The sequence below is a fragment of the Marinomonas spartinae genome, from assembly GCF_900089775.1.
GTDB classification, from domain to species: Bacteria; Pseudomonadota; Gammaproteobacteria; order Pseudomonadales; family Marinomonadaceae; genus Marinomonas; species Marinomonas spartinae.
In genome coordinates this window covers 52,351-77,223 of record NZ_FLOB01000014.1, presented here as the reverse complement: position 1 = coordinate 77,223, position 24,873 = coordinate 52,351, and the positions used below count along the sequence as shown (strand labels likewise).

General features: G+C 43.8%; 21 protein-coding genes. 5 read left to right on the top strand and 16 right to left on the bottom strand.

Features of this window, described 5'->3' with window-relative positions; translation table 11 throughout:
• Window positions 1-130 precede the first annotated feature (130 nt).
• Both MSP8886_RS19075 and MSP8886_RS19070 read left to right on the top strand, forming a co-directional pair.
• Window positions 131-469, top strand: coding sequence for a P-II family nitrogen regulator (locus MSP8886_RS19075; protein ID WP_067019682.1), 339 nt, complete (start codon window positions 131-133; stop codon window positions 467-469).
• A 48-nt stretch (window positions 470-517) separates the two neighbouring features.
• Entirely contained in the window at window positions 518-1,825 is a 1,308-nt protein-coding gene (locus MSP8886_RS19070) for an ammonium transporter (protein ID WP_067019679.1), read from the top strand.
• An 88-nt stretch (window positions 1,826-1,913) separates the two neighbouring features.
• On the opposite strand, the gene hpxO is transcribed toward MSP8886_RS19070, so the two are convergent.
• Window positions 1,914-3,068: an FAD-dependent urate hydroxylase HpxO gene (hpxO, locus tag MSP8886_RS19065; RefSeq protein WP_067019677.1), complete on the bottom strand. Its 1,155-nt coding sequence runs from the start codon at window positions 3,066-3,068 to the stop codon at window positions 1,914-1,916.
• 322 nt (window positions 3,069-3,390) lie between these two features.
• On the opposite strand from hpxO, the gene MSP8886_RS19060 reads away from it, so the two are divergent.
• Window positions 3,391-4,152: a fructosamine kinase family protein gene (locus MSP8886_RS19060; RefSeq protein ID WP_067019674.1), complete on the top strand. Its 762-nt coding sequence runs from the start codon at window positions 3,391-3,393 to the stop codon at window positions 4,150-4,152.
• A 68-nt stretch (window positions 4,153-4,220) separates the two neighbouring features.
• Here the strand turns inward: MSP8886_RS19060 and MSP8886_RS19055 are convergent, their stop codons facing one another.
• From MSP8886_RS19055 to MSP8886_RS18995, 13 genes are all read right to left on the bottom strand, one after another.
• Entirely contained in the window at window positions 4,221-4,694 is a 474-nt protein-coding gene (locus MSP8886_RS19055; RefSeq protein ID WP_067019671.1) for a DUF2127 domain-containing protein, read from the bottom strand.
• A gap of 229 nt (window positions 4,695-4,923) precedes the next feature.
• The gene (gene fucP / locus MSP8886_RS19050; protein WP_067019668.1) at window positions 4,924-6,228 is read right to left on the bottom strand and encodes an L-fucose:H+ symporter permease; all 1,305 of its coding nucleotides are present in this window, start codon (window positions 6,226-6,228) and stop codon (window positions 4,924-4,926) included.
• 387 nt (window positions 6,229-6,615) lie between these two features.
• Window positions 6,616-8,814 carry a catalase/peroxidase HPI gene (gene katG / locus MSP8886_RS19045; RefSeq protein ID WP_067019665.1) on the bottom strand — a complete coding sequence of 733 codons (2,199 nt, stop codon included), beginning with the start codon at window positions 8,812-8,814 and terminating at the stop codon, window positions 6,616-6,618.
• Window positions 8,815-9,163: 349 nt separating this feature from the next.
• Window positions 9,164-10,342, bottom strand: coding sequence for an acetyl-CoA C-acyltransferase FadA (fadA, locus tag MSP8886_RS19040; protein WP_067019660.1), 1,179 nt, complete (start codon window positions 10,340-10,342; stop codon window positions 9,164-9,166).
• Between the two features lie 33 nt (window positions 10,343-10,375).
• Window positions 10,376-12,526: a fatty acid oxidation complex subunit alpha FadB gene (gene fadB, locus MSP8886_RS19035; RefSeq protein ID WP_067019657.1), complete on the bottom strand. Its 2,151-nt coding sequence runs from the start codon at window positions 12,524-12,526 to the stop codon at window positions 10,376-10,378.
• Between the two features lie 100 nt (window positions 12,527-12,626).
• A complete protein-coding gene (locus MSP8886_RS19030) occupies window positions 12,627-13,556 on the bottom strand; it encodes an electron transfer flavoprotein subunit alpha/FixB family protein (protein WP_067019655.1) in 930 nt (309 codons plus the stop codon).
• Window positions 13,556-14,305, bottom strand: coding sequence for an electron transfer flavoprotein subunit beta/FixA family protein (locus MSP8886_RS19025; protein ID WP_067019654.1), 750 nt, complete (start codon window positions 14,303-14,305; stop codon window positions 13,556-13,558). The genes MSP8886_RS19030 and MSP8886_RS19025 overlap by 1 nt, the downstream gene beginning before the upstream one ends.
• A 326-nt stretch (window positions 14,306-14,631) precedes the next feature.
• Window positions 14,632-15,405, bottom strand: coding sequence for an enoyl-CoA hydratase-related protein (locus tag MSP8886_RS19020; RefSeq protein WP_067019651.1), 774 nt, complete (start codon window positions 15,403-15,405; stop codon window positions 14,632-14,634).
• A complete protein-coding gene (locus MSP8886_RS19015) occupies window positions 15,406-16,035 on the bottom strand; it encodes a DUF2889 domain-containing protein (protein ID WP_083201044.1) in 630 nt (209 codons plus the stop codon).
• A gap of 55 nt (window positions 16,036-16,090) precedes the next feature.
• Window positions 16,091-17,770 carry an AMP-binding protein gene (locus tag MSP8886_RS19010; RefSeq protein WP_067019754.1) on the bottom strand — a complete coding sequence of 560 codons (1,680 nt, stop codon included), beginning with the start codon at window positions 17,768-17,770 and terminating at the stop codon, window positions 16,091-16,093.
• Window positions 17,771-17,981: 211 nt separating this feature from the next.
• On the bottom strand, window positions 17,982-18,296 hold the full coding sequence (locus MSP8886_RS19005) for an SCP2 sterol-binding domain-containing protein (RefSeq protein WP_067019649.1): 315 nt from the start codon (window positions 18,294-18,296) through the stop codon (window positions 17,982-17,984).
• Window positions 18,297-18,386: 90 nt separating this feature from the next.
• Window positions 18,387-20,192: an acyl-CoA dehydrogenase C-terminal domain-containing protein gene (locus MSP8886_RS19000; protein ID WP_067019646.1), complete on the bottom strand. Its 1,806-nt coding sequence runs from the start codon at window positions 20,190-20,192 to the stop codon at window positions 18,387-18,389.
• 181 nt (window positions 20,193-20,373) lie between these two features.
• Window positions 20,374-21,444 (bottom strand): CobW family GTP-binding protein, encoded by a 1,071-nt coding sequence (locus MSP8886_RS18995; RefSeq protein ID WP_067019643.1) that lies wholly within the window; start codon window positions 21,442-21,444, stop codon window positions 20,374-20,376.
• A gap of 255 nt (window positions 21,445-21,699) precedes the next feature.
• On the opposite strand from MSP8886_RS18995, the gene MSP8886_RS18990 reads away from it, so the two are divergent.
• On the top strand, window positions 21,700-22,560 hold the full coding sequence (locus MSP8886_RS18990; protein WP_067019751.1) for a TraB/GumN family protein: 861 nt from the start codon (window positions 21,700-21,702) through the stop codon (window positions 22,558-22,560).
• Window positions 22,561-22,574: 14 nt separating this feature from the next.
• Here MSP8886_RS18990 and MSP8886_RS18985 read toward each other — a convergent pair whose 3' ends face one another.
• Together MSP8886_RS18985 and MSP8886_RS18980 are read right to left on the bottom strand one after the other, a co-directional pair.
• A complete protein-coding gene (locus tag MSP8886_RS18985) occupies window positions 22,575-22,994 on the bottom strand; it encodes a DUF4234 domain-containing protein (protein ID WP_175365323.1) in 420 nt (139 codons plus the stop codon).
• 122 nt (window positions 22,995-23,116) lie between these two features.
• Window positions 23,117-23,314: a CPXCG motif-containing cysteine-rich protein gene (locus MSP8886_RS18980; protein ID WP_067019638.1), complete on the bottom strand. Its 198-nt coding sequence runs from the start codon at window positions 23,312-23,314 to the stop codon at window positions 23,117-23,119.
• Window positions 23,315-23,559: 245 nt separating this feature from the next.
• On the opposite strand from MSP8886_RS18980, the gene MSP8886_RS18975 reads away from it, so the two are divergent.
• Complete coding sequence (locus tag MSP8886_RS18975) at window positions 23,560-24,861, top strand: flavin-dependent oxidoreductase (protein WP_245659149.1); 1,302 nt, start codon at window positions 23,560-23,562, stop codon at window positions 24,859-24,861.
• The last annotated feature ends 12 nt before the right edge of the window (window positions 24,862-24,873 follow it).

Here is a 24,873-nt window from a genome sequence, read left to right as displayed (position 1 = left end):
AACGTCAGAGATTGCCTTAATTTTTATGTAAAAGCCCTATATGGCACGGTGCCTGCTATAGGAATTATCAGTCACATAAATACACATTTCTTTATCGTGTTCAGAAAATCAAACGTTTCAGGAGGCATATATGAAATTGCTTATTGCGATCATCAAGCCATTTAAACTTGATGAGGTTCGTGAGGGACTCTCCGAAATAGGTGTTCGTGGTATTACCGTAACGGAAGTCAAAGGGTTTGGACGACAAAAAGGTCACACAGAATTGTATCGTGGTGCTGAATATGTCGTCGACTTTCTACCAAAAGTGAAAATTGAGATCGCTCTAGATGACACATTAGTCGACAAGGCTATGGATGTTATCTGCCAATCAGCTAATACAGGCAAAATTGGCGACGGCAAAATCTTTGTACTGACACTTGAGCAAGCGGTTCGGATCCGTACCGGAGAGACCGACTCCGATGCCCTCTAATGAATAATCTTCCCCACCATAAATATAGCTAAAACAGAGGCAATATTGATGAATATTAAAAGATTACTATCAACCATAGGCGGAGCTTTTCCTCTATTCAGCCTATTGGCGATTTCTTCCCCTGCAATGGCAGATACTCCTAGCCTTGATAGTGGTAATACATCATGGATGATGGTATCAACAGCGCTGGTGCTATTGATGACCATTCCAGGTGTGGCTCTCTTCTACGGCGGCATGGTGCGCCGTAAAAACTTGTTATCTGTTGCCGCCGCGACTTTCGCGATCACCTGCTTGATTACTATTATCTGGTCAATCGCAGGTTACTCACTTGCTTTTAAAGGCAACGGTGCATTCATAGGTAACCTAAGTGCGCTATTTCTAAATGGCATCGGCTATAAAACATTGAGCGGTTCCATTCCTGAATCAGTATTCATGACCTTCCAGATGACCTTCGCAATCATTACACCAGCATTGATTATTGGTGCCGTTGTAGAACGTATGAAGTTTTCTGCCATGCTATGGTTTATGGGACTGTGGTCTTTGTTAGTTTACTCACCTATTGCCCATATGGTTTGGGGTGGCGGTTGGCTCGGTGGCGACGGTGTGCAAGATTTTGCTGGCGGCACCGTTGTGCACATTAATGCAGGGGTTGCAGGCTTAGTGGCCGCGCTAATACTTGGCAAACGTAAAGGCTATGGAAAAACAGCAATGCCTCCCGTTAACCTTGTCTATACCATGGTTGGGGCATCTCTTCTTTGGGTAGGCTGGTTTGGTTTCAACGCGGGTTCTGAGTTAGCGGCAGATGGTACAGCGGGCATGGCGATGGCCGTGACACAAATTGCAACAGGGGTTGCTGCAATGGCTTGGATGTTTGTTGAATGGGCAGCTCGCGGCAAACCTACTCTTCTTGGTATGAGTTCAGGAGCGGTTGCTGGTCTCGTTGCCATTACCCCTGCATCTGGCTTTGTTGGACCAATCGGTGCGTTCGCAATCGGTATCGCAGCTGGTCTTGGCACTTTCTGGGCTTCTGTCTACCTGAAAAAAATGCTTGGTTATGATGACTCATTGGACGCTTTTGGTGTTCATGCGGTAGGTGGCATTATTGGTGCACTGTTAACAGGTGTGTTCTCAGCGGCTATATTCGGCGGTGCTGGCCTTAATGATAATGCGCACGGCAGTATCCTTAGCCAATTCATTATTCAAGCAAAAGGGGTCGGCTTTACCATTGTTTACGATGCAATTATGACCTTTATCATCATTAAAGTGATTGATATGGTTATGGGCATTCGTGTCAGCGAAGAAGAAGAAACCGAAGGCCTTGATACATCCCTACACGGCGAACAGCTATACGAATAATTATTGCCTTCCTAAATATATCAAGGGCGCTTACAAGAGCGCCCTTCTTCTTTTTATTCAGTTATTCAGTCATTTCCAAAGTGAAAATTTAACCTAGAGGGCCACCTAAAATAGTATCCTTAAGACCAGCTATAATGTTTTCACCTGTTTCTTGTTTTAATTCATCATACCAAGCTTGCGTTACCAACATATCTTTTCCGTGGGTCACATCACAACGCTTACGAGCCTTTAATACCAAGTCTTTGGCTCTTTCATGTCGCAAGCTTTGGTATTGTAATAGCGCTTCTTTTACTTCTTTTGTTTTGGCAAAACACTGCCCTAGGACGACGGCATCTTCCATTGCAGAACAACCACCCTGCCCAATGTCTGGTGTAGTGGAATGGGCTGAGTCACCCAACAAAGCAACACGGCCTTTTACGAAACTATTAAAAGGTTCAATATCGTGGATTTCGATACGATTTGTCGTTTTAGGATCAATCCGTTCAATCAAGAGTTGGACAGGATCTGCCCAGCCTTCAAAGTAGGTCTTTAGATTCTCTTTCACCGTTGCACGGTCTTCTGGCAAACCAAGAGGTAATGGCACATCAAAGAAAAAGTAAAACTGCCCACCAGCAATAGGCATCACAGACACACGCTTTCCATCACCAACGAAGGTCGTCCATTGCTCTAATGGCGCAATTTCTTTATCTGCCGTCACCAAACCATTCCAATTAACATACCCCGCATAACGTCGTTGAGCTTGATAGCCAAGGACATGGGAGCGTGCGACGGAATGCGCACCATCGGCAGCAATCATAAAATCCCCTTGGGCAATACTACCATCGGTAAAATGAGCCACCACACCAGCATTGGTTTGTTCAACACGCTCTAGTCGTTTCGCAAACTGGACCTTGTCTCTTCCCCAGTGATCAATCATCTGCGCTTGCAATCCTGCGCGAGCAACAGGGCAAGGTCGCTCTCCCACAGCCTCAATCAAGGGTATGAGACTAAACTGAGTCATGGTCACGCCAGACTTGCCATCTTGGTATGCCATTGCTCGCATAGGCCCACCAAGATCATCCATAATATGCCCCATCCCCAAATGATTCATACACTTCACCCCGTTAGACCAGACTGAAATGGCCGCCCCAACAGGCTTAATCTCTTTTACCGCTTCAAAGACATCACAATCAACACCTTGCTGCTTCAAGGCTGCTGCGGCCGACATGCCACCGATGCCAGCCCCAATAATTAATGCTTTCATGCTTTCTATCCTCTTATGATCGATATCTCCACAAAGCACAATGCGTTCCAACCATTTGTTGATTCAGCGCACCCACATGAAAAAGATATTTATTTTTAATAATCAAAATTCCGAAACGTTTGTTTCCAATGACCTGAAGATAACGCAAATTCAGGAAAGATATAAGTGCTTTACATCAAGCAAACTCAGACTAATAAAATTAAATATTGATAAAAACTATCGCTCTTATTTTCCCCATAAATTCACTTGCTAGTTTGAAGAAGCCGTGGCAATTTAACTCTCAAGCGGTAAAAGCGAACAACAATAGAGGACAAAAATAACAATGACAGTCCATGATAAGAAAAACCAAAGTCTTTATCGAGACCAGTTAATCAAAGAAAAAGTGGGACTTGAACGATTGCGGGCTTTGCTCGATAACACAGGCAATACTCTGCTTCGTATTCCGCAGGTCTACTTTGCTGATAAAGACACCATCAGCATGCAAGCGATTAAGCAAACGAATGCAAGTGAGCAACAAATGGCTCAATTAGGCCGAGGCCTTGCCATGCTTCACTCTCATCCCCTCAAACGCTATGGCCTCGACCATGACAACTACATTGGGCTTAACCCACAATATAATAGCTGGTCAGACAATTGGGGCACTTTTTACGTCTCTTATCGTCTCGAAGCTCAAATTCAAATGATCAAAAATGCTAACGTAGCGGAGCAGTTTCAAAGCCAATTAGAGAAGCAAAAAGAGCCTTTGATTCACTTTTTAAATCAGAATTGCCATCAGCCAACGATGCTCCATGGTGATTTATGGTCTGGTAATGTTCTGTTTGACGAGCAAGATGTGTGGCTAATAGACCCCGCAATTTACCAAGGAGATAACGAAGTCGACATTGCCATGACCGAATTGTTTGGCGGCTTTAGCGAGGCATTTTATCACTCATATCATGCAATAATCCCTCGTTCTGAGCACTACGCAATAAAACGTGATATTTACAACCTTTATCACTATTTAAATCACTACAATCTTTTTGGTGCTAGCTATTTAAGCGACTGTGAACGTTGTTTTCAAGCAATTGACAGGCTGAGTCCCTAACGACTCTACCTGTCTCAACTCATTAAAATAGTGTGAGCTATCAAGAAACGGAAAATACTATTCCCGTCTCACTGCTCTCTTAACCTATGGTTTTTACCATCTGGATGCTTTTTCAAAATCGTGTACATATAAGCAACAACAATCAAGTTAATGCTCAATACTGCCCCGGTCACTAGATTCGGATCTTTTATGATTTCGTAAAACTCAAAGGGCAAATACACCGCACCACTTAAAAAAGCAAACCATTCAGTCCACCGCATTTCATGCCACAGTCCATAGGCTTCAACAAAACGCACCAAGGCGTAAAACACAGCAACTACCGTTACAAGCGTAAAACTAGAATGGTTTAGACCATCAACCGCGTGCAATAACATCTGAGCATAATGACCACCAGCATTCCAATGCACAATGCCCAATAGCTTTAGCACCTCAGCATGTAAATTAACGCCTTCTAATATATGGATACTAATTGCGAGCAATAAGGCAGCCGCTCCTTTTAATGCCTCAAGAAAAGCAATGGTCTTAAGACCTGAAAATTTCATACACGACTCTTACTGTCAAAAAGAATGCCAAAGGCAGAAAAATATAAGCGCTCATTCTATAAAGAGATACTGGCCGCCAAAAAGGAAAAAACATAGCTTTACATAAAACACAACCAATCATGACATGTTAATAACACTATAAAGAACAATAGATCAAAAAAGCCCAAACTCACTGGAATGAGTCTGGGCTTTAATCTAATCACAAATGATGTGAAAGAAATATTATCAATCAGTCTTTTACGCGTTTCATTGAAGAGAAACCATAGAAAGAAACAACAAGGAAACAGATACCCGGCACAATATAAGACATGGCAGCACCATAAGAATCGATTACCCCACCTTGTACCACTGGCATAATCGCTCCACCAAGGATCGCCATGACAAGACCCGCTGAGCCAAATTTAGCATCTTTACCTAGGCCATTTAATGCCACACCGTAAATCGTTGGAAACATCAAAGACAAACTGGCAGAAATCATAACAATTGCCCATACACCTGACATACTAGGATTTATCGCTGCATACACACACAAAGCGGTACCTAATAGTGCCATGACGCCCAATAATAGCGTCGGACGGAAAATACCGATCAACCATGTCATGACAAAGCGAGAAACAAGAAACACAAGTAAACTGTATTGGAGGTAATCGCTAGCATGGGTAGCACTCCCTCCCATTGCTGATTGAACGTACTGAATCGTAAAAGTCCAAGTACAAGTCTGACCTGCTACATTAAAGAACTGAGCAATCACCCCCCAACGATAGTTTGGAAGCTTAATCAAACGCCCTAAGGTAGCAATAAAACCGTAGTGCTCTTTATCTGTAAGATCCACTTTTTCAGCCACCTTTTCAGACTTAGGCAGCTTAACCAGTGCAATCATTATCCAGATAATGATCAGGAAGAATGCCATGCCAACGTAAGGCGTCATCACTGCATCCAACTCAGAATGCTGAATGGCAGCTAATGCCTGAGGTGCCATTGCGGCACGCTGCTCAGCGGTGGCGGGGTTTAAGTTTGGAAGAATCAAAGTCGATGCTAACAAAACACCAATATTGGTCCCCACTGGGTTAAACGCTTGGGCGAGGTTTAGACGTCGAGTGGCCGTCAGCTTCGGTCCCATCGCCATTACAAATGGGTTTGCAGACGTTTCCAGGATAGACAAGCCAGCCGCTAAAATAAACAAGGCTGCCAGAAAAGCACCATATGTCATTGACACACTAGCAGGGTAAAAGGATAACGCTCCCAGTGTTGCAAGCCCAAGGCCTGTTAATACACCCGTTTTATAAGAAAAATGCACGTTAATAAAGGCAGCAGGCAATGCCAGACAAAAATACGCACCATAATAAGCAAATTGAACAAGTGCCGATTCAAGGTTACTCATGGTAAAAATTTGGCTAAATACCTTTACCAGAGGGTCTGTCATGTTCGCAGCAACCCCCCAAGCAGTGAAACAGGTAATCAATAAAATGAAGGCCAGTTTCATATTGGGATAAACAAAAGGCGTTTTTGAGGTTTCAGTTTGTAGATTATTCATATTGTAATAAACATCTTCTCGAGGTTCTTATTCGCTAGCTTGTTGCGGTATTAAGCTCATCATTAGAAAGCAAGAGGCGATCACATCACCCTCTCTAATACAGGTAACATCACTAACACTTAGGCTACTTATTCGTACCTTCCCTACCTGGGACTACGCTTTATTTTGCTGTCCTAGGATATTGAGTGGCTGGACTATACAAGCCCAGTTATTACACAAGATGAACAGGCCGACAAAAATGTGTAAATAAAAAGGATTGTTATATATACTGTAACCCAATCAACACAGCAATAAAAAGCCCACTAAATAGAAATTTAGTGGGCTTTGGTTGGTTAGCTATCACCCCATTATCATATAAGGAGTAAAAACCTATTTAAACGAACGCAATTAGGCTAGATCAAAACGATCCAATTCCATAACTTTTGTCCATGCGGCAATAAAGTCATTGACGAAACGATCTTCTGCATCAGAAGACGCATATACCTCTGCCAATGCCCGCAACTGCGAATTAGAACCAAAGATCAAGTCTGCACGAGTTGCAGTCCACTTAACCGAACCTGACTGACGATCACGTCCTTCAAATTCCATTTCATCATCGGAAAGCGATTTCCACGTTGTGCTCATATCCAACAAATTAACGAAGAAGTCATTGGTCAGCGTTTCAACACGATCAGTGAAAACACCATGTTTAGATTGGTCTGTGTTTGCATTCAACACTCGCAAACCACCTACCAACACTGTCATTTCTGGTGCGGTCAATGTTAGCAGCTGAGCACGATCGACCAATAATTCTTCTGTTGTTACTGTAAAGCGCCCTTTTTGGTAATTACGGAATCCATCAGCAATTGGCTCAAGCACATCGAACGACTCAACATCAGTCTGCTCCTGAGTAGCATCAGCACGGCCTGGTGTAAATGGCACAGATACCGTTTTACCAGCTTTTTTCGCCGCTTGCTCAACGCCAACATTACCTGCAAGTACAATCAAATCAGCCAACGAGATTTGTTTGCTTGTATTCGCACTATTAAAGGCTTGTTGAATCGCTTCAAGCTTGCTCAAGACTGTCGCTAATTGAGCTGGTTGGTTAACCGTCCAATCTTTTTGAGGGGCTAGGCGAATACGAGCACCATTGGCACCACCACGCATATCAGAACCACGATAAGTAGAGGCAGATGCCCATGCAGTGGACACTAACTGAGCAACACTCAAGCCTGAATCTGCAATCTTAGCCTTAAGATCTGCGATCTCTTTATCGCCAACCGACTCGTGAGTAACCGCAGGAATCGGATCTTGCCAAATCAACTCTTCTTTTGGTACTAGGTGACCAAGGTAACGAGTAGTTGGTCCCATATCACGGTGAGTCAATTTAAACCAAGCACGTGCGAACACATCCGCAAAGTACTCAGGGTCTTTATGGAAACGCTCAGAAATCACTTTGTAAGCAGGATCTTCTTTCAAGGCGATATCAGACGTTGCCATCATTGGAGCGTGGCGACGAGCGGGATCATGTGCATCAGGAACAGCATTCGCTAGAGCACCATCTTTTGGTGTCCATTGGTAAGCGCCCGCTGGGCTCTTAGTCAACTCCCAATCGTAGCCTAGTAATGTATCGAAATAGCCGTTATCCCATTTGATTGGGTCTGGTGTCCAAGCACCTTCTAGACCACTAGAAATGGTATCCACCCCTTTGCCAGAGCCCATGCTGTTGCTCCAGCCTAGACCTTGTTGAGTAATACCAGCCGCTTCAGGTTCTGGACCAACCTGAGCCGCATCACCCGCACCGTGTGTTTTACCAAATGTATGACCACCAGCAATCAAAGCAACGGTTTCTTCGTCATTCATTGCCATACGAGCAAAGGTATCACGAATATCAACAGCAGAAGCTAACGGATCTGGCTTACCATTTGGACCCTCAGGGTTAACATAGATCAGCCCCATTTGCACCGCTGCAAGTGGATTCTCAAGATCCCGTTCTCCAGAATAACGATTATCGTCTAACCAAGTGGTTTCTGTACCCCAGTAGATGTCTTCTTCTGGCTCCCAAATATCGGCACGACCACCACCAAAACCAAAGGTTTTAAAGCCCATAGATTCTAATGCACAGTTACCGGTCAAAATCATCAGGTCAGCCCAAGAGATTTTGTTGCCATATTTTTGTTTAATCGGCCAAAGTAAACGACGCGCTTTATCTAAGTTGACGTTATCTGGCCAGCTGTTTAATGGCGCAAAGCGTTGAGAACCAGTTGCAGAACCACCACGACCATCAGCTGTACGGTAAGTCCCTGCACTGTGCCACGCCATACGAATAAAGAAAGGACCGTAATGACCATAGTCGGCTGGCCACCACTCTTGAGAATCAGTCATTAGATCCATTAAATCTTTACGAACTGCCTCAAGATCTAGAGTTTTAAACGCTTCAGCGTAATTAAAATCTTCCCCCATGGGGTTAGACTTATTAGAATGTTGGTGAAGGATACGGAGGTTAAGTTGGTTAGGCCACCACTCTTTGTTAGACGTACCACGGCCCGTTGGGCCATTGCTACCGACTGCAGTATGATTAAAAGGGCATTTACTCTGACTAGACATTGATTACTCTCCTGTTATTTTTTGTTTCGCTTATTTATTGCTCGACTGCATTGCTCGACTTGCTATTAAGCTGCTCTGCTTACTTTACATCGTATATGATAGTTATAGCCTTTCAAAAAAATTACATCTAATAAATTTCGTCTAACAAGCTAATAGTCTACCTTCCATAAGTGACAAATAGAATCTAAGGATAGTAGAACGACTGTCAGTTCAATGTAAAAAAGCGTAAGAGAACAACGGCTAATCACTCTTCACTCCCATACTCAAGACTTCCGCACAACAGTCTAACCTGCCGTAATGAAAGCAAAAAAAACCTCGCCGAAGCGAGGTGTTTAAAAAAATAATAAGATTACGAAATTCTTTCAAAGACCGTCGCGATCCCCTGCCCCATTCCAATACACATGGTCGCCAGGCCAATGGTCGCATCTTTTTCTTTCATGACATTGAGCAAAGTGGTCGAAATACGCGTTCCAGAACAGCCCAATGGATGCCCAAGCGCAATGGCACCACCATTAAGGTTCACTTTCTCATCGACTATATCAAGCAACTTCAAGTCTTTTAGAACCGGAATAGACTGAGCTGCAAATGCCTCGTTCAGCTCTACAATCTCAATGTCGTCTATGGTTAATCCTGCTCGTTTTAGTGCTTTTTTCGTTGCTGGAACAGGCCCATATCCCATGATGGCCGGATCACATCCCGCTACACCCATACTGCGTACACGGGCTATCGGTACAAGTCCAAGCTCTTGAGCCTTCTTCGCTGACATCATTAGCATAGCTGATGCACCATCCGACAAGGCCGATGATGTTCCTGCCGTCACTGTGCCAACTTTCGGCATAAAAACTGGCGGCAGAGACGCCAGTGACTCCATCGAGGTCTCAGGACGAATGACTTCATCCACTTCAACCAGTATTTTATTGCCATCAGCATCATGACCTTCAATAGGCACAATTTCGTTTTTAAAACGACCTTGCTGGGTCGCTTCATAGGCCAATCGATGGGAGCGCACAGCAAATGCATCTTGTGACTCACGGCTCACACCATGCATTTTACCCAGCATTTCGGCGGTTACCCCCATCATCATGGACGCTTTCGCCATATGCTTAGATAATGCAGGGTTAACATCAACACCATGCATCATGCCGACATGACCCATATGCTCAACGCCACCTACAACGAAAACATCACCTTGACCTGTCATAATAGCCTGTGATGCAGTATGAATGGCAGACATTGACGAGCCACACAAACGATTCACCGTTTGAGCCGCCGTTGTAATAGGTAAACCTGCCAATAATGAAATAGCACGAGCAACATTAAAGCCCTGCTCTAAAGTCTGGTTAACACACCCCCAAATCAGATCTTCAACGTCTTTTGGATCCACCTTCGGGTTACGTTTGAATAAAGACTTTACCAAAGCCGCAGATAGATTCTCGGCACGAACATGACGAAAAACACCGTTTTTCGTCTTACCCATAGGGGATCGAACCGCGTCAATAATGACAACATCGCTTGGATTGAGTTTCATAAAATTCTCCTTAAATCGTTCAACCGTAGGGCATTATTCGCCGTAATAAGTTTCGTTGTTGGTCGCCATTTCACGCATTCTTGCGGTGGGCTCGTACAACTTACCTAAGTGGCTGTAGTTATCTGCTAGCTGACAAAACGCTTGCAGCCCCATTTGGTCTAGATAATGCAGAGCACCACCCAGATAAGGAGGGAAACCAATCCCGTAAATTAACCCCATGTCCGCTTCCGCAGCACTTGATACAATGTTTTCTTCTAAACAACGTGCGGTTTCGATACACAACGGAATCATCATACGAGCGATGATATCGTCATCGGATAATTCTGTTTTAGTATCCACTGTAGAGGCCAAAATATCATTGATTTCTGGATCAAAGAGTTTTTTCGGTTTGCCTTTACGATCCGGCTCATACATATAAAAGCCTTTGCTATTTTTCTGGCCAAAGCGCTCTAATTCATAAAGACGATCAACCGCATTGACTCCTTCATGCTTCATACGATCTGGGTAGCCTTCTGCCATCACCCGATCAGCATGATACGCAGTGTCTATGCCCACCACATCAAGAAGATACGCGGGGCCCATTGGCCAACCAAATTTTTCCATCGTCTTATCGACTTGCTGGAAATCTGCTCCTTCTTTCATCATTAAGGAGAAACCAGCGAAATAGGGGAACAGGACTCGGTTAACTAAAAATCCTGGGCAGTCATTCACAACAATAGGTGTTTTCCCCATCGCCTGAGCATAGGAAACCGTTTTGGCAACCGCTGCATCACTGGTTTTCGCACCACGAATGACTTCGACTAATGGCATGCGATGTACGGGGTTGAAAAAGTGCATACCACAAAAGTTTTCTGGGCGTTTTAAGTCTTTCGCCAATTCAGTAATCGAGATAGTCGACGTATTGGAAGCTAAAATAGTGGTATCTGTTATATATTGCTCGGTTTCAGCCAACACGGCTTTTTTGACTTTAACGTTTTCAACCACAGCTTCCACGACCAAATCAACATGCCCAAATTCACCGTAACTCAGTGCTGGGGTGATGCCATTCATGGCTTTCAATGCTTTGTCAGCCGTTAAACGACCTCTTTCAATCTGTCCATTAAACAGCTTATTCGCCTCACTCAATCCAAGCTCAAGGGCTTCTGGTCGAATGTCTTTCATAATAATTGGCGTACCTTTGGAAGCGGACTGATAAGCCACACCGCCACCCATGATGCCAGCGCCTAATACAGCGGCTTGTTTGACAGGAGTCGCATCTTTTGCGTATTTACCCGCCGTTTTCTTGATGACTTGATCACTCAAGAACAGGGTTACCAAGGATTTTGCTACTGTCCCTTTAGCGAGTTTAACAAAACCTTTGATTTCTGTTTCAGCCGCTTTATCCATGTCTTGGCTAATGCCTTTTTCCATGGTTTTAATGGCCGCCATTGGCGCAGGATAATGTTTACCTGCTTTCGCCCCGACTACTCCTCGAACGGATTCAAACACCATCATTTTTTCGATTGGCGAGAACTGCATCGGTGCTCGCAATACATCTCGTCGAGAGCGATAGCTAAGCTTGCCATCTTGTACTTGCTGAATAAGATGTCGAGCAGACTCTTGTACTTTCTCAACTGGAACAACAGCGTCAACTGCCCCATCTTTTAATGCTTCTTCACTGCGCTTTTGGGCGCCGCCGCAGATCCATTCACAAGCATTATCAGCTCCAATCAAGCGAGGTAAACGTACTGTTCCCCCCCAACCGGGATAAATGCCTAGTTGAGTTTCTGGCAACCCTATTTTAGCGGAATCTGCCATGACACGATAATCACAGGCGAGACACAGCTCAAAACCACCACCCAACGCAATACCATTGATAGCAGCCACCGTTGGGCAACAAAGATTCGAAATTTCCTTAAAAATATGGTGAGCTTCACGAAGTTTATCGGTCAGATCTTCGTCTTCTAATTTAAACCAAGACATAAACTCTGTGATATCTGCTCCAACAACAAAGACATTTTTTGCACTGGCAAAAACCACCCCTTGTAAATCATCGGTGGTCTTTAGCATGGCAACGACTTCAGACAATTCTTTGAGGGCCAATCCATTAAATTTATTGACGGATTCACCTTCAAGATCGAGTGTAACGGTCGCGATATTCGTATCATCCATCGAGACCTTTATTGCTTTTCCTTGGAACATCATGCTGCTCTCCCATTATTTTTATTTTGCACACGGCGGACATCATACCCACCGTATGCAGTCGGATGCTGATAATTATGACGTTATATTAATCAGTACGATGCTATAGACTTTTTTCTAACTCAGGCACCGCATCAAATAAATCCGCCACTAAGCCATAGTCTGCTACTTGAAAAATTGGCGCATCTTCGTCTTTGTTGATCGCGACAATCACTTTAGAATCTTTCATACCTGCCAAGTGCTGGATCGCACCAGAAATTCCTACGGCAATGTATAATTCTGGTGCAACGGTTTTACCCGTTTGACCTACTTGTAGATCGTTCGGTACGAAACCTGCGTCGACCGCAGCTCGTGATGCACCAATCGCCGCACCCAACTTATCAGCAATGCCATCAAGCAACTTAAAGTTATCGCCACTTCCCATGCCACGACCACCAGAAATAACCACACTCGCAGCGGTTAATTCAGGACGGTCAGACTCGGCCAACTGCTCACTCACAAAACGGCTTTTCTCTGAGGCAATCACCTGTGACAAAACTTCTGTTTGAGCATCACCACCCTCTTCGGCCGCCGCATCAAACCCCGTCGCACGTACCGTAATGACTTTTACTGAATCACTGGATTTAACGGTCGCAATGGCATTGCCTGCATATATTGGACGCACAAACGTATCAGCCGATTCCACTTTGATAACATCAGACAATTGGGCGACATCAAGCAAGGCGGCAACACGAGGCAAGGTGTTTTTCCCCGTAGTAGTCGCGGGTGCTAAAATATGACTGTAACCTTGTGCTAGCTCTACTACCAACTTAGCAATATTTTCTGCCAATTGGTGTTCGTAAACGGCATTATCCGCAGACAACACTTTACTAACACCAGCTACTTTTGTAGCCTGCGTGATAACTGTCTGGCATTCAAAGCCCGCCACAAGTAGATGAACGTCTCCACCAATCTGCGAAGCAGCTGTAATCGTATTAAGCGTGGCTGGCTTTAGTGATTGATTATCGTGTTCTGCTAAAACTAAAATACTCATTACACCACCTTCGCTTCATTTTTCAATTTATCAACTAATTCACTTACCGACCCGACTTTAATTCCCGCAGAGCGCTCTGCTGGCGGCGTGACAGAAACGATACTAACATTCGAGCCCACTTCCACACCAAAATCCGCTGGGGTTTTCACATCCAAAGGCTTTTTCTTAGCTTTCATAATATTAGGTAAAGAGGCGAAACGCGGCTCATTTAGTCGCAAATCGGTTGTGACCACTGCAGGCAAGGTAATCGATAACGTTTGCAAGCCGCCATCTATTTCACGAGTAACCTGAGCTTCACCATTTTCTACTGCCACTTCTGAAGCGAAGGTGGCCTGAGGGTAATCTAAAAGAGCGGCAACCATCTGACCTGTTTGGTTGTTATCAGAATCAATGGATTGTTTACCCATAATAATAAGATCAGCAGCTTCATCCTTAGCAACACCCGCTAACAGTTTAGCAACAGACAAAGAGTCCAACCCATCCTCTGTCTCTACTTGAATTGCACGATCAGCGCCCAATGCTAGAGCCGTACGCAAAGTTTCTTGGCAAGATTTTGATCCCACAGATATCACAACCACTTCATCAGCGACGCCTTTTTCTTTTAAACGAATCGCCTCTTCTACGGCGATTTCACAAAAAGGATTCATCGACATTTTAACGTTGGTAAGATCAACTGCAGAATGATCTGCTTTTACACGTACTTTCACGTTGTAATCGATCACCCGTTTTACGGATACTAGTACTTTCATAAGCCCTCTTTAATATTCTTTTTACTTTATTAAGGTTCAATTCAACAGTTTGCAGCCTATAGAGTCCAGTAACAACCATGCCGGACTCAGCCAAACCGTGACACCTGCTTGTCAATAGTGCGCCTAAATAAGTAGAATTTGTACTACTAATAGTAAGTTACAAACTTTTTCCATCAATGACAAAAAAGCCCCAGTTAACTAACAAAAAAAATCACTCAATCAAACAAAGTAAGAAAGTATATGATTTGGAGAGTTTATTATAGTCGGTGTAGATAAACCTTTGTTGACTAAACAATGAAAAGATGGGAATGAAGCAGAGTCTAGTTTTAAGACATAGAATGAGTTCGCGATAGGAAAATGGCAAATGCATCACGAGCCTCTTTTGACTTCAACCGTTCCTTAAAAATACGCCCCTCACGCATCAGCGCCATTTGCACATCATCTTGACACCGATATTTCAATAAATCCTTACTTAACATCACCGCTTCTGTTGGTAAATTTGTCAGTTTTTGAGCATACCGCAACGCCAGCTCATACGCCTCTCCAGGTTCACACAGGTGATTCACCAACCCTATATTCTGCGCATCGACTCCGCTAAAAGCCTCTCCCAAAATAAGCACTTCAAATGCTTTTTGATAACCCACCAACTTGGGTAATAAATAGCTAGAAGCCGCCTCAGGCACAAGTCCCAAAGGCACAAAAGGAAACTGAAAGGTCGCCTCTTGAGCACTTAACACCATATCGCAATGAAGCAACATGGTCGCTCCCACACCAATGGCCCTCCCTTCAACTCCCGCGACCAATGGTTTTTTATAGCTACTTAATGTTTGTAAAAATGTAAGAGCAGAGGACATTTTCTCTGGGGTTTGGGCTATTTTTAAAAACTCATTAATATCATTTCCAGCGGAAAACTCACCATTGGCCCCATGGATTAAGGTGACTTTAATCGAATCATCCTTCTCAGCTCGCTGTAAAGCAAGAGCCAAATTGTCATACATCTCTAAGGTAATGGCATTTTTTTTATCAGGGCGATTCATTTGTAAAACCTGCACACCCGACAAATAGGTTTCAACAACCATATCAGTAATCATCTTACCCATTTACACCTCCTCTTCAGGTAGGCGAATCACATCCTCTGTCACTAATTTACGCACCATTGGGCCATCATCAGACCAACCATGGCAGGAATTCACAAGTCCCTGTAACGTTTTAGAAACCTGTTCTGGATATTTATCACTTAATGGGCCCCACATCATTTGATACGCCGTTGTCGCAGCCACTGGTAGTAATTCAAGTACATGAGTACAACCAACTTTGCCTTTAAACTCTTGCTTTAGCCAACGACTCCACCCAGGACCAATTTGCGTACCTTTAATTACTTCAAAGCTGGGTATCGCGCCGCTACAGTTTGGAAAGGGGAACGCCTCCATATAGACATGAATATCAACCACCTTAAACGAATCATCTAACGTCATGGTGAGCCCTATATCATGAAAAGGACTCCCTTCTGGCACTTTACTTCCATCAAATTCCCGATAAACATCATAAGTCTTAAGGTCTTTCATATGGGCTTCTATATCCCATAAACCATCATCACGACGATAACCATTTGACTCAACGAACCGTCGGTGCATTAACTCACGGTTTGCTTTAGTTCCAATCCTTCTGTCAATATTAGTGTTATTGACATCATCTTGTTTTATCTGTGTTTTTTGATTATTTGATGACATAAAGCTAGGACCTCCCTCTAATTTCCAACTGCTCGGACTGCAAATTTAGCGTTTCTTAGGCCTTTTCATCACGCAAAGAACGACGTAGCACTTTACCAACATTGCTCTTAGGAAGTTCTTTGCGCACTTCGACATATTTCGGCACCTTGTAAGGCGTTAGATTCTCTTTGCAGTAAGTCCGCACCGCTTTTAAGTCAATGGAAACATTAGGATCTTTTAATACAATAAAGGCCTTAATTGTCTCGCCTGCTTTTTCATCAGCCACACCAATAACAGCCGCTTCCAAAATATCTGGATGTGCAGATAAACACTCCTCTACTTCGGTCGGATACACATTAAATCCCGACACAATAATCATATCCTTGGCTCGATCAACGATTTGTAAATAGCCATCTGGATGCACCATGGCAATATCGCCAGTAATAAAAAAGCCATTCTCAGTCATTGCCTCTCGTGTGGCCTCTTCACGCTGCCAATAGCCTTTCATCACCTGCGGACCTCGCACGCATAACATCCCAGCCTCTCCTTGCGCCACTGGATTACCGCTGTCATCAAGGATACTGACTTGCGTTTCACTAACAGGTAAACCTATGGTACCAATTCTCTCTTTACCATAGGGGTTAAAAGACACAACAGGTGACGTTTCCGTTAATCCGTAGCCTTCAACAATTTTACAGCCAGTGACATCAAGCCACTGGGCAGCAGCAGCACTCGTTAACGGCATACCACCAGAGCAGGTTAATTTAAGTTCACTAAAATCCACCTCAGAGAATTCAGGACGATTACAAAGACCAACAAATAACGTATTCAGGCCAACAAAACCGGTAAACTTCCACTTTTTCAACTCTTTAATAAAGGCAGGCAAATCCCTTGGGTTTGGGATCAAAATAGAATGGCCACCGCATGACAGTAGACTGAGCCCATGAATTAAAAAGGCATAAATATGGTAAAGGGGAAGGGGCGCAATAAAAACTTCTTTACCGTCATGTAGAACATCTTCTAAACGAAAGTTTAGTTGATACATATTTGAAATCAGATTGGCATGAGTAAGCATTGCTCCCTTGGCAATGCCAGTGGTGCCTCCTGTATATTGCAAGACAGCAATATCCTCCGGTGTGATGGTCACGGGAGTTACTGAGTGATGCCGCCCTTTAGCAAGTGCATCATTTAAAGAAATCGCTTGAGGTAAATGGTAGTTTGGCACCATTTTTTTGATGTACTTCACCACACCGTTAATCAACAAACGCTTAGGTGCGCTGTGAAAATCAGCTATCTGAGTAATAACAATATGTTTAATAGCGGTTTTATGAAGAATTTTCTCAACGTTGTGCGCCATATTCGCAAATACAACGAGGACCTTTGCCCCCGCATCATTAAATTGATGCTCCAGTTCATGGGGTGTATACAATGGATTCGTATTAACGACAATCAACCCCGCTTTTAGCGCGCCAAAAAAGACCACTGGGTATTGAATAACATTCGGGAGCTGAATCGCAATTCGATCTCCTTTTTTGATACCAGGTAATTGCTGAAGGTAAGCGGCAAATTGATTCGCTTTTTCTTCCAATTCACGATAGGTAATCGTGTGACCAACACTGCTAAAAGCGGATAAATTAGCAAACCGCTGACAAGATGCAGTAAACACATCCAATAACGATTGGTAATGATGTGGATTCAGTGAATCAGGAATGTAACTGCCAGACGGCTTGATACCGCTAACATTACTATCTGGCATACCGCTACCAGATACATTTTTCATGGTTCCACTCTCCCCGAGAATAGGATCCACTGAAGACTGGCCACTTTCATTCTGTGTAGAGGTCGAATTATCCGTCTGCATTCTTAACTCCAATTATTGTTGTTGTCAGGAGAATGTGCACAACTTGGAATTTGCGCCAAATAATAACTATTTGGCGCAAATGTCTGTATGACCAACAAAACTAAGATCAGTGAGGAAAAATCTGCGTCAGCTTAGTTGCCAGCATAACATCTCCATCTGCGCGTATCTTACCTTGCATAAAGGCCGCCATCCCATCCAACTCGCCACTCATCACATCTTTTAACGTCTGTAAGTCCATTTCAAGAGTAACCGTTGGATCATCATGCTCACCTTCAGCAAGAGCACATTTACCGTCTTCTATGGAGAGGTGATAGTGCTCACCTTCATCCATATCAAATTGGAAGACCGCGCTCATATCATCAGCCTCATCTGCATCAAAACGTCCAAGCATTGCATCAAACACTGCCTTTACTTCACTCATTTCCTACCCTCCAGTCTAGTCCAAAAATATCATTATTCTATTGCGCCAACTCACTTTATAAACAACTTTTACAAGGCACAGTCACTTCCACTAAGCATTGAGAAAAAGAAAGTTATCTTCTTCCATGGCTAATAGGTTATCAACCCCCGATAACATCGCTTCTGCATGCATTTTTGTCCGTGGAAGTAAACGTTCATAATAGAAAGTCGCCGTTTGCAACTTCGCTGTGTAGAAACCAACCTCATCTGTTCCTTCATCAAGTTTCGTTTGTGCAACAACAGCCATCCGAGCCCAGAAATAAGCCAAAGCAACATAGCCAGAGAACATTAAGTAATCAACAGAGGCCGCACCAACTTCCTCTTTATTTTTCATGGCCTTCATACCGATTTTCATGGTTACATCCCCCCACTCGCTGTTCAATTTATCCAGCGCAGAGATGTAGGATTTAAAGCGTTTGTCGCCTTTGTGCTCCTTACAAAATTTATGAATAATTTTGGTGAAACGACGCAACGTTGCCCCTTGAGTCATTAAGACTTTTCGTCCTAATAAATCCAACGCCTGAATCCCCGTTGTGCCTTCGTAAAGCATCGCAATACGACAGTCACGCACGTTTTGTTCCATTCCCCATTCAGCGATGTACCCATGGCCTCCATAGACCTGCAAACCGTGGTTCGCTGCTTCAAAGCCGGTTTCTGTTAAAAATGCCTTCGCAATCGGCGTCAGCAACGACATCAACTCATCCGCCTCGGCTTTATCTTCTTCATTGCCGTGCTTCGTCGTATCCACCAGCATAGAACAATAGTGAATAAGCGCTCGTCCACCTTCTGCGAAAGCTTTTTGTGTTAACAGCATACGACGAACATCAGGATGAAAGATAATCGGATCCGCAGCCTTATCCGGCGCCTTGGCACCAGATAAGGCGCGCATTTGCAGACGATCTTTTGCATAAGCCACAGAATTTTGCAATGCCCACTCAGCATGGGCCAAACCTTGTACAGCGGTCCCCAAACGGGCAGCGTTCATAAAGGTAAACATACAGTTGAGACCACGATTTGGCGGGCCGATCAAAAAGCCCTTAGCACCATCAAAGTTCATGACACAGGTAGCATTACCATGGATGCCCATTTTATGCTCAATAGAGCCACAGGAGACTTGATTACGCTCCCCCTTATCACCCGCATCATTGACGGTATATTTAGGTACGATAAAGAGTGAAATACCTTTGGTACCTGCTGGAGCATCAGGAAGTCGCGCTAAAACGATATGGACAATATTTTCTGCCATATCGTGCTCACCCGCCGAGATGAAAATTTTGGTGCCTGAGATAGCATAACTGCCGTCGTCCTGCGGCTCTGCTTTGGTTTTCAACATGCCTAAATCGGTACCACAGTGAGGTTCAGTCAGACACATGGTGCCTGTCCACTGACCTGAGACAAGTTTGGTTAGGTAGGTTTGTTTTTGCTCATCGGTACCATGCTGCTCAATCGTGTTCATGGCTCCATGGCTTAAGCCAGGATACATTCCCCACGCCCAGTTCGAGGTAGCAATCATCTCTGTTACCAGCATCCCCAGTGAATCTGGCAGACCTTGACCTCCCATGCTTTCTGGATGAGACAGAGAGGGCCAACCACCTTCAACATACTGTTGATAAGCTTCTTTAAAACCGTCTGGTGTCGTCACGATACCGTCTTTGAATTGACAACCTTGTTGGTCGCCAACACGATTTAAAGGAGAGAGAACGCGCTCAGCAAATTTAGCGCCTTCTTCAAGGATCGCCGACACCATATCAGGTGTTGCCTCTTCTGCCCCTGGCAATTTGGCATAATGGCCCTGAAATCCCAAAACCTCATCGGTAACAAATTTAATATCTCGTAAGGGCGCTTTATATTCTGGCATAACCTATGACCTCTTATTGTTTTTAGTCACATCAAACTCACATAGAGCGATTAACATAGCATAAAGAGTCGTCTATAAGTTGCTGTCTCTCAATGACAAAACGAACCAAAATCAATGACAAAATTCATCACAAGAATAGGAGAAATGGTTTTTTCATATAGCGAACAGAGTAAAAGCTTTTTTAAAACAAAGCATTGTTGATGATAGCCATGAAATTTTTTACATTTTGGCCTGTATCAAACAAGCATTCAAAACGGCTTTCTTTTAGTACTTCAGCGGTCACAATAGATTGCTCAGAGGCACTGACATTAACTTGAACAGAGTGTCCATCCACCGTATTGATAACACCTTTGGCCCGCCAAAAACCAGGTTGAGATTGCAAACTCAACATCATGTCAGTCAGGGCATCACGGGAAAAAGCATAACGGTCATCCATTACCCATCCTAAACTGCTTAGCTCTCGATCACGCTTATGGAATACTGTCACCCCCTTTTTAGGCTGACTAGTAAAGGACTCTGCATGATCGTGGTGATCGTGGTGATCGTGGTGATCGTGGTGATCGTGGTGATCGTGGTGATCGTGGTGATCGTGGTGATCGTGGTGATCGTGGTGATCAAGTTTACAAGGTTGTCGAATAGGCTCAACATTTAACCAATCCAGATCCATAATACCATTACTAGAAAACCCAATGACGGCTTTTGCGGGTTCAAATTGCTTAGCAAACTTAATAAAGCGCATTTCTTCAAACTCATCATAGGTATCTTGTTTGCTGGCAATCAACACATCGGCCATATTGATTTGATCAAAAAAAGCTGGGTGCCCTAAATAACGAGGATCCGATAAATTTCGCGCATCCACCAAGCATATACTCGCTCCAACTTCTATCACGCCATCGTAATGGGATGCGTTCAGCTGCTTCACTATTTGGTCTGGATGACCTATCCCTGTGGGTTCAATAATAATTCGGTCAGGGGTGGCTATTTTAATCAGCTCATTTAGCCCTGCTCCAAACGCAGCAGATGTGGTACAGCATAAACAGCCCCCTGGCACCTGCTTGACCTTAATCCCTTTGCCTTCAATTAAAGCGCCATCAATGCCGACATCACCAAACTCATTAATCAGCACTGCCCAATGTTCGCCATCCGGTACATGAGATAGGAGATGCCGAATCATAGTGGTTTTTCCAGAGCCCAAAAAACCAGTGATTAGCGTTACTTTAATACCTTGATAACGGTAATGACTTTTACTCATTCAACTCTCTCATTCAGATTGATAAAAGAACGGTTTTCAAGACAGTCTTACTAGCCTAAAAATAGAATTCCCTTGACAGGGTAAAGTATAAAAAGAGCAGAATACTAGCACTCTTTCAGCATATTACGCTGATAATCGATGCTGCTCTTCGACCCGCATTGCAGTCCTCATGAAAACGGCGCTATTCTAGGAAGGTACGAACAAGTCCTCTTGTATTCGCACCTTCCCTACTGCCTTTGGATTCGGATGTTGTTTATGAGCTTTATCAAAAAATGCGGTCTTACGTTACTCACTGCTGCCACCTTTCAAACCCAAGCAGCCTCTGTGTGGAAGGTGTCCTCGGGCGACCATATCTTGTATATTGGCGGTACCGTACATATGCTCACCCCAGATGACTACCCATTACCTCACGCTTATGAGCAAGCCTATCAAGCTGCAGATAAAGTGGTCTTTGAAACCGATATGAATACTATCAGCAAACCCGAATTTCGCCAGCAAATGCAAGAACAGCTCTCTTTTACTGATGGTACAACCATTGGCGATCTCCTCAAACCAAGCACTTACGATGCATTAAAAGATTACTTAGCCACACGTCATGTGCCCATTGAGGCCATTCAGCACCTAAAGCCCAGTTCCATCGCCATGACATTAACCACCCTTGAACTCAAGCACATGGGATTCGTCAGCGAAGGGGTAGATCAATTTTATGCCAATAAGGCGCTACAAGACCATAAGCCACAGACATGGCTAGAAACACCTGATGCACAAATCCAAATGTTATCGAATTTGAATAAAGAAGATAGTAACAGCGTGGTTCAATACGCCTTAGATGACATAAAAGACATGAAAAAAAGCATGAGTCAGATTAGAAAAAGCTGGCGTGAAGGAGACCTTGAAGCCATGGAGGCACAAGAGTTAACCGAGTTCAGACAAGAGTATCCGGAAGTTTATCAAGAACTTCTTGTTAGACGTAATGAGACTTGGATGCCTCAAATCCAAAAAATGCTCACCGACAAACCAGTCGAGTTTATAATGGTAGGCACCTTACATTTGGCAGGACCAGATAGTCTATTAGCCAAACTTAAAGACAGTGGCTACCAAGTTGAAAAACTCTAAGTCAATACACTAAATCAAAGAGAAGCATTTATGTCAGCTTTTTGCTTTTCAAGCTGTTTAGGTAAATCATTAATACAATAGTTAATGTAATACAGAGTGAACAAAAAGGTGTAAATCACATTCATCTTATACACCTGCTGATGCTCTACCAGAGCCACCTCCTGCAACGCCTTTCTTACTTTAAATGCCCACACTTCATAAAGAGTCAACAGGCTAAGTGAAATAGCCAAACTCAATAATGCCACCAAAAAATAGGAACTTTCTGAAAAAACGCCAGCCCATGCAAAACAAACCGACATAACCAGTAAAAATGGCTGACCTACCACCTTGATTCCAGTATGACGTTGGATTTTATTGGTTGTAGTAAATATCCAAACTAAATTGTAGATCCCAACTGTCACAAGAGTCAGTAACAACAGTTGCCATGTTTTCATGTTTACGTCTTTCTTTAATGCGTCGATATCAGACATGTAGACACTCATTCTAGAACAGATTTGAAAGCGCGCATCTTAACGACTAACGTGAATAAAAACCAATAAATAACAGAAAAATTCATTCAATAAGTGTCGTTCTCAGAACGAACATGAATGGAGGGTGAGCCATCAAATGCCACCTCAACATTAAAAATAATTGGTCGGCAACAGACTTGGCAGTCTTCAATATATTCTTGGCTCTCTTCTAGCACTTCAACCATCACCTCAATCATCTCTCCACAATAAGGACATGAGATATCGGTGGTTAGTAAATCATTCATTCGAGGACTCCTAACAGCTTTATAGACAGCTAATAGCCTACCGACTTAACACTTTGACGCCAAGATGATAAATAAGAGACAGTTTTTGTTACCCTTTTATTTCACACTGGCGAAGCCTCACTTACCCTCTGACACGAATTCATGTCAAAATACAAAACGATGTAAATGGCTCAATTCAGTTGTCAGTACTTATTCAGTCAGTGATAATGAGTGTTTTGACCATCAATTATGGATAACGAAAACTTATGATGTCGGATAACCCTAATCAGAATAGTCTTCCAGTAATTATTGCTGGTGGCGGTATAGGCGGTTTAACACTGGCCTTAACACTAGAACAAATAGGTATTCACTGTGTGATCTATGAGAGTGTCAGCGAGCTAAAACCACTGGGTGTTGGCATCAATATTCAACCCAACGCAGTGCGTGAGCTGTATGATTTGGGATTAGACGCGACGCAACTCGATAAAATTGGTCTACAAACAAAAGAATGGGCTTTGGTAGGACTCAATGGCAAGGAAGTCTATTGCGAACCTCGTGGCACAGATGCGGGCTATCATTGGCCTCAATACTCTGTCCATCGCGGCAAACTGCAAATGCTCTTATACCATACGGTTTTAGAGCGACTTGGCGAAGAGGCCATTCAAACAGGCCATAAAGTGACGGGCTACCAAAATACGGATCAGGGAGTGACCGTTCATATTACCAATAAAGAAGGTGAACCGCTGGAAGTCCAAGGCGCCCTACTGGTTGCGGCCGATGGTTTACACTCTGCCGTTCGTGCGCAAATGCACCTCTCCCAACCACCTATTCACTGGGGTGGCGCGGTTATGTGGCGCGGCACCACCCAAGCTAAGCCGATTCGCACTGGCGCATCTTTTATAGGCTTGGGGACACATCATCACCGCATTGTGTTTTATCCGATCACACCAGCCGACCCCGTTACAGGACTAGCAACCATTAACTGGATTGCTGAAGTAACCATGGACAATTCACAAGGCTGGACGAGTGGCGATTGGAATAAACAAGTCGATTTAGAAGATTTCATCCATCACTTTGAAAATTGGGACTATGACTGGGTCGACATTCAGGGCCTACTTCGCGGTGCAACGGAAGTCTTTGAATACCCAATGATTGATAGGGATCCTATCCCTACTTGGGTTGATAATAACGTCGCGCTAATGGGTGATGCGGCTCATATTATGTATCCAACAGGCTCGAATGGTGCTAGCCAAGCCATAGTAGACGCCCGTATTCTTGGTGCCGCTCTATTAGAATATGGCATCAATAACTCAGCCCTTAGCGCATTTAATAAGCAACTTTGTGAGCCTATTTCTAACGTCGTTTTGCGCAATCGAGGCGCTGGCCCATTTGTTATTCTAAACGAGCTGGATAAGCGCTGCGGTGGGATATTTGAAGATATCGAAGACGTTTTCCCTGAAGCAGATCGCCAGGAGCTAATGGCTAACTATAAAGCAGCAGCTGGCTACGCTGTCGATGCCCTCAATAGCGCTCCACCAACTATTAAGACGAGCAAACAAGTGGCTTAATATTTAAAACTA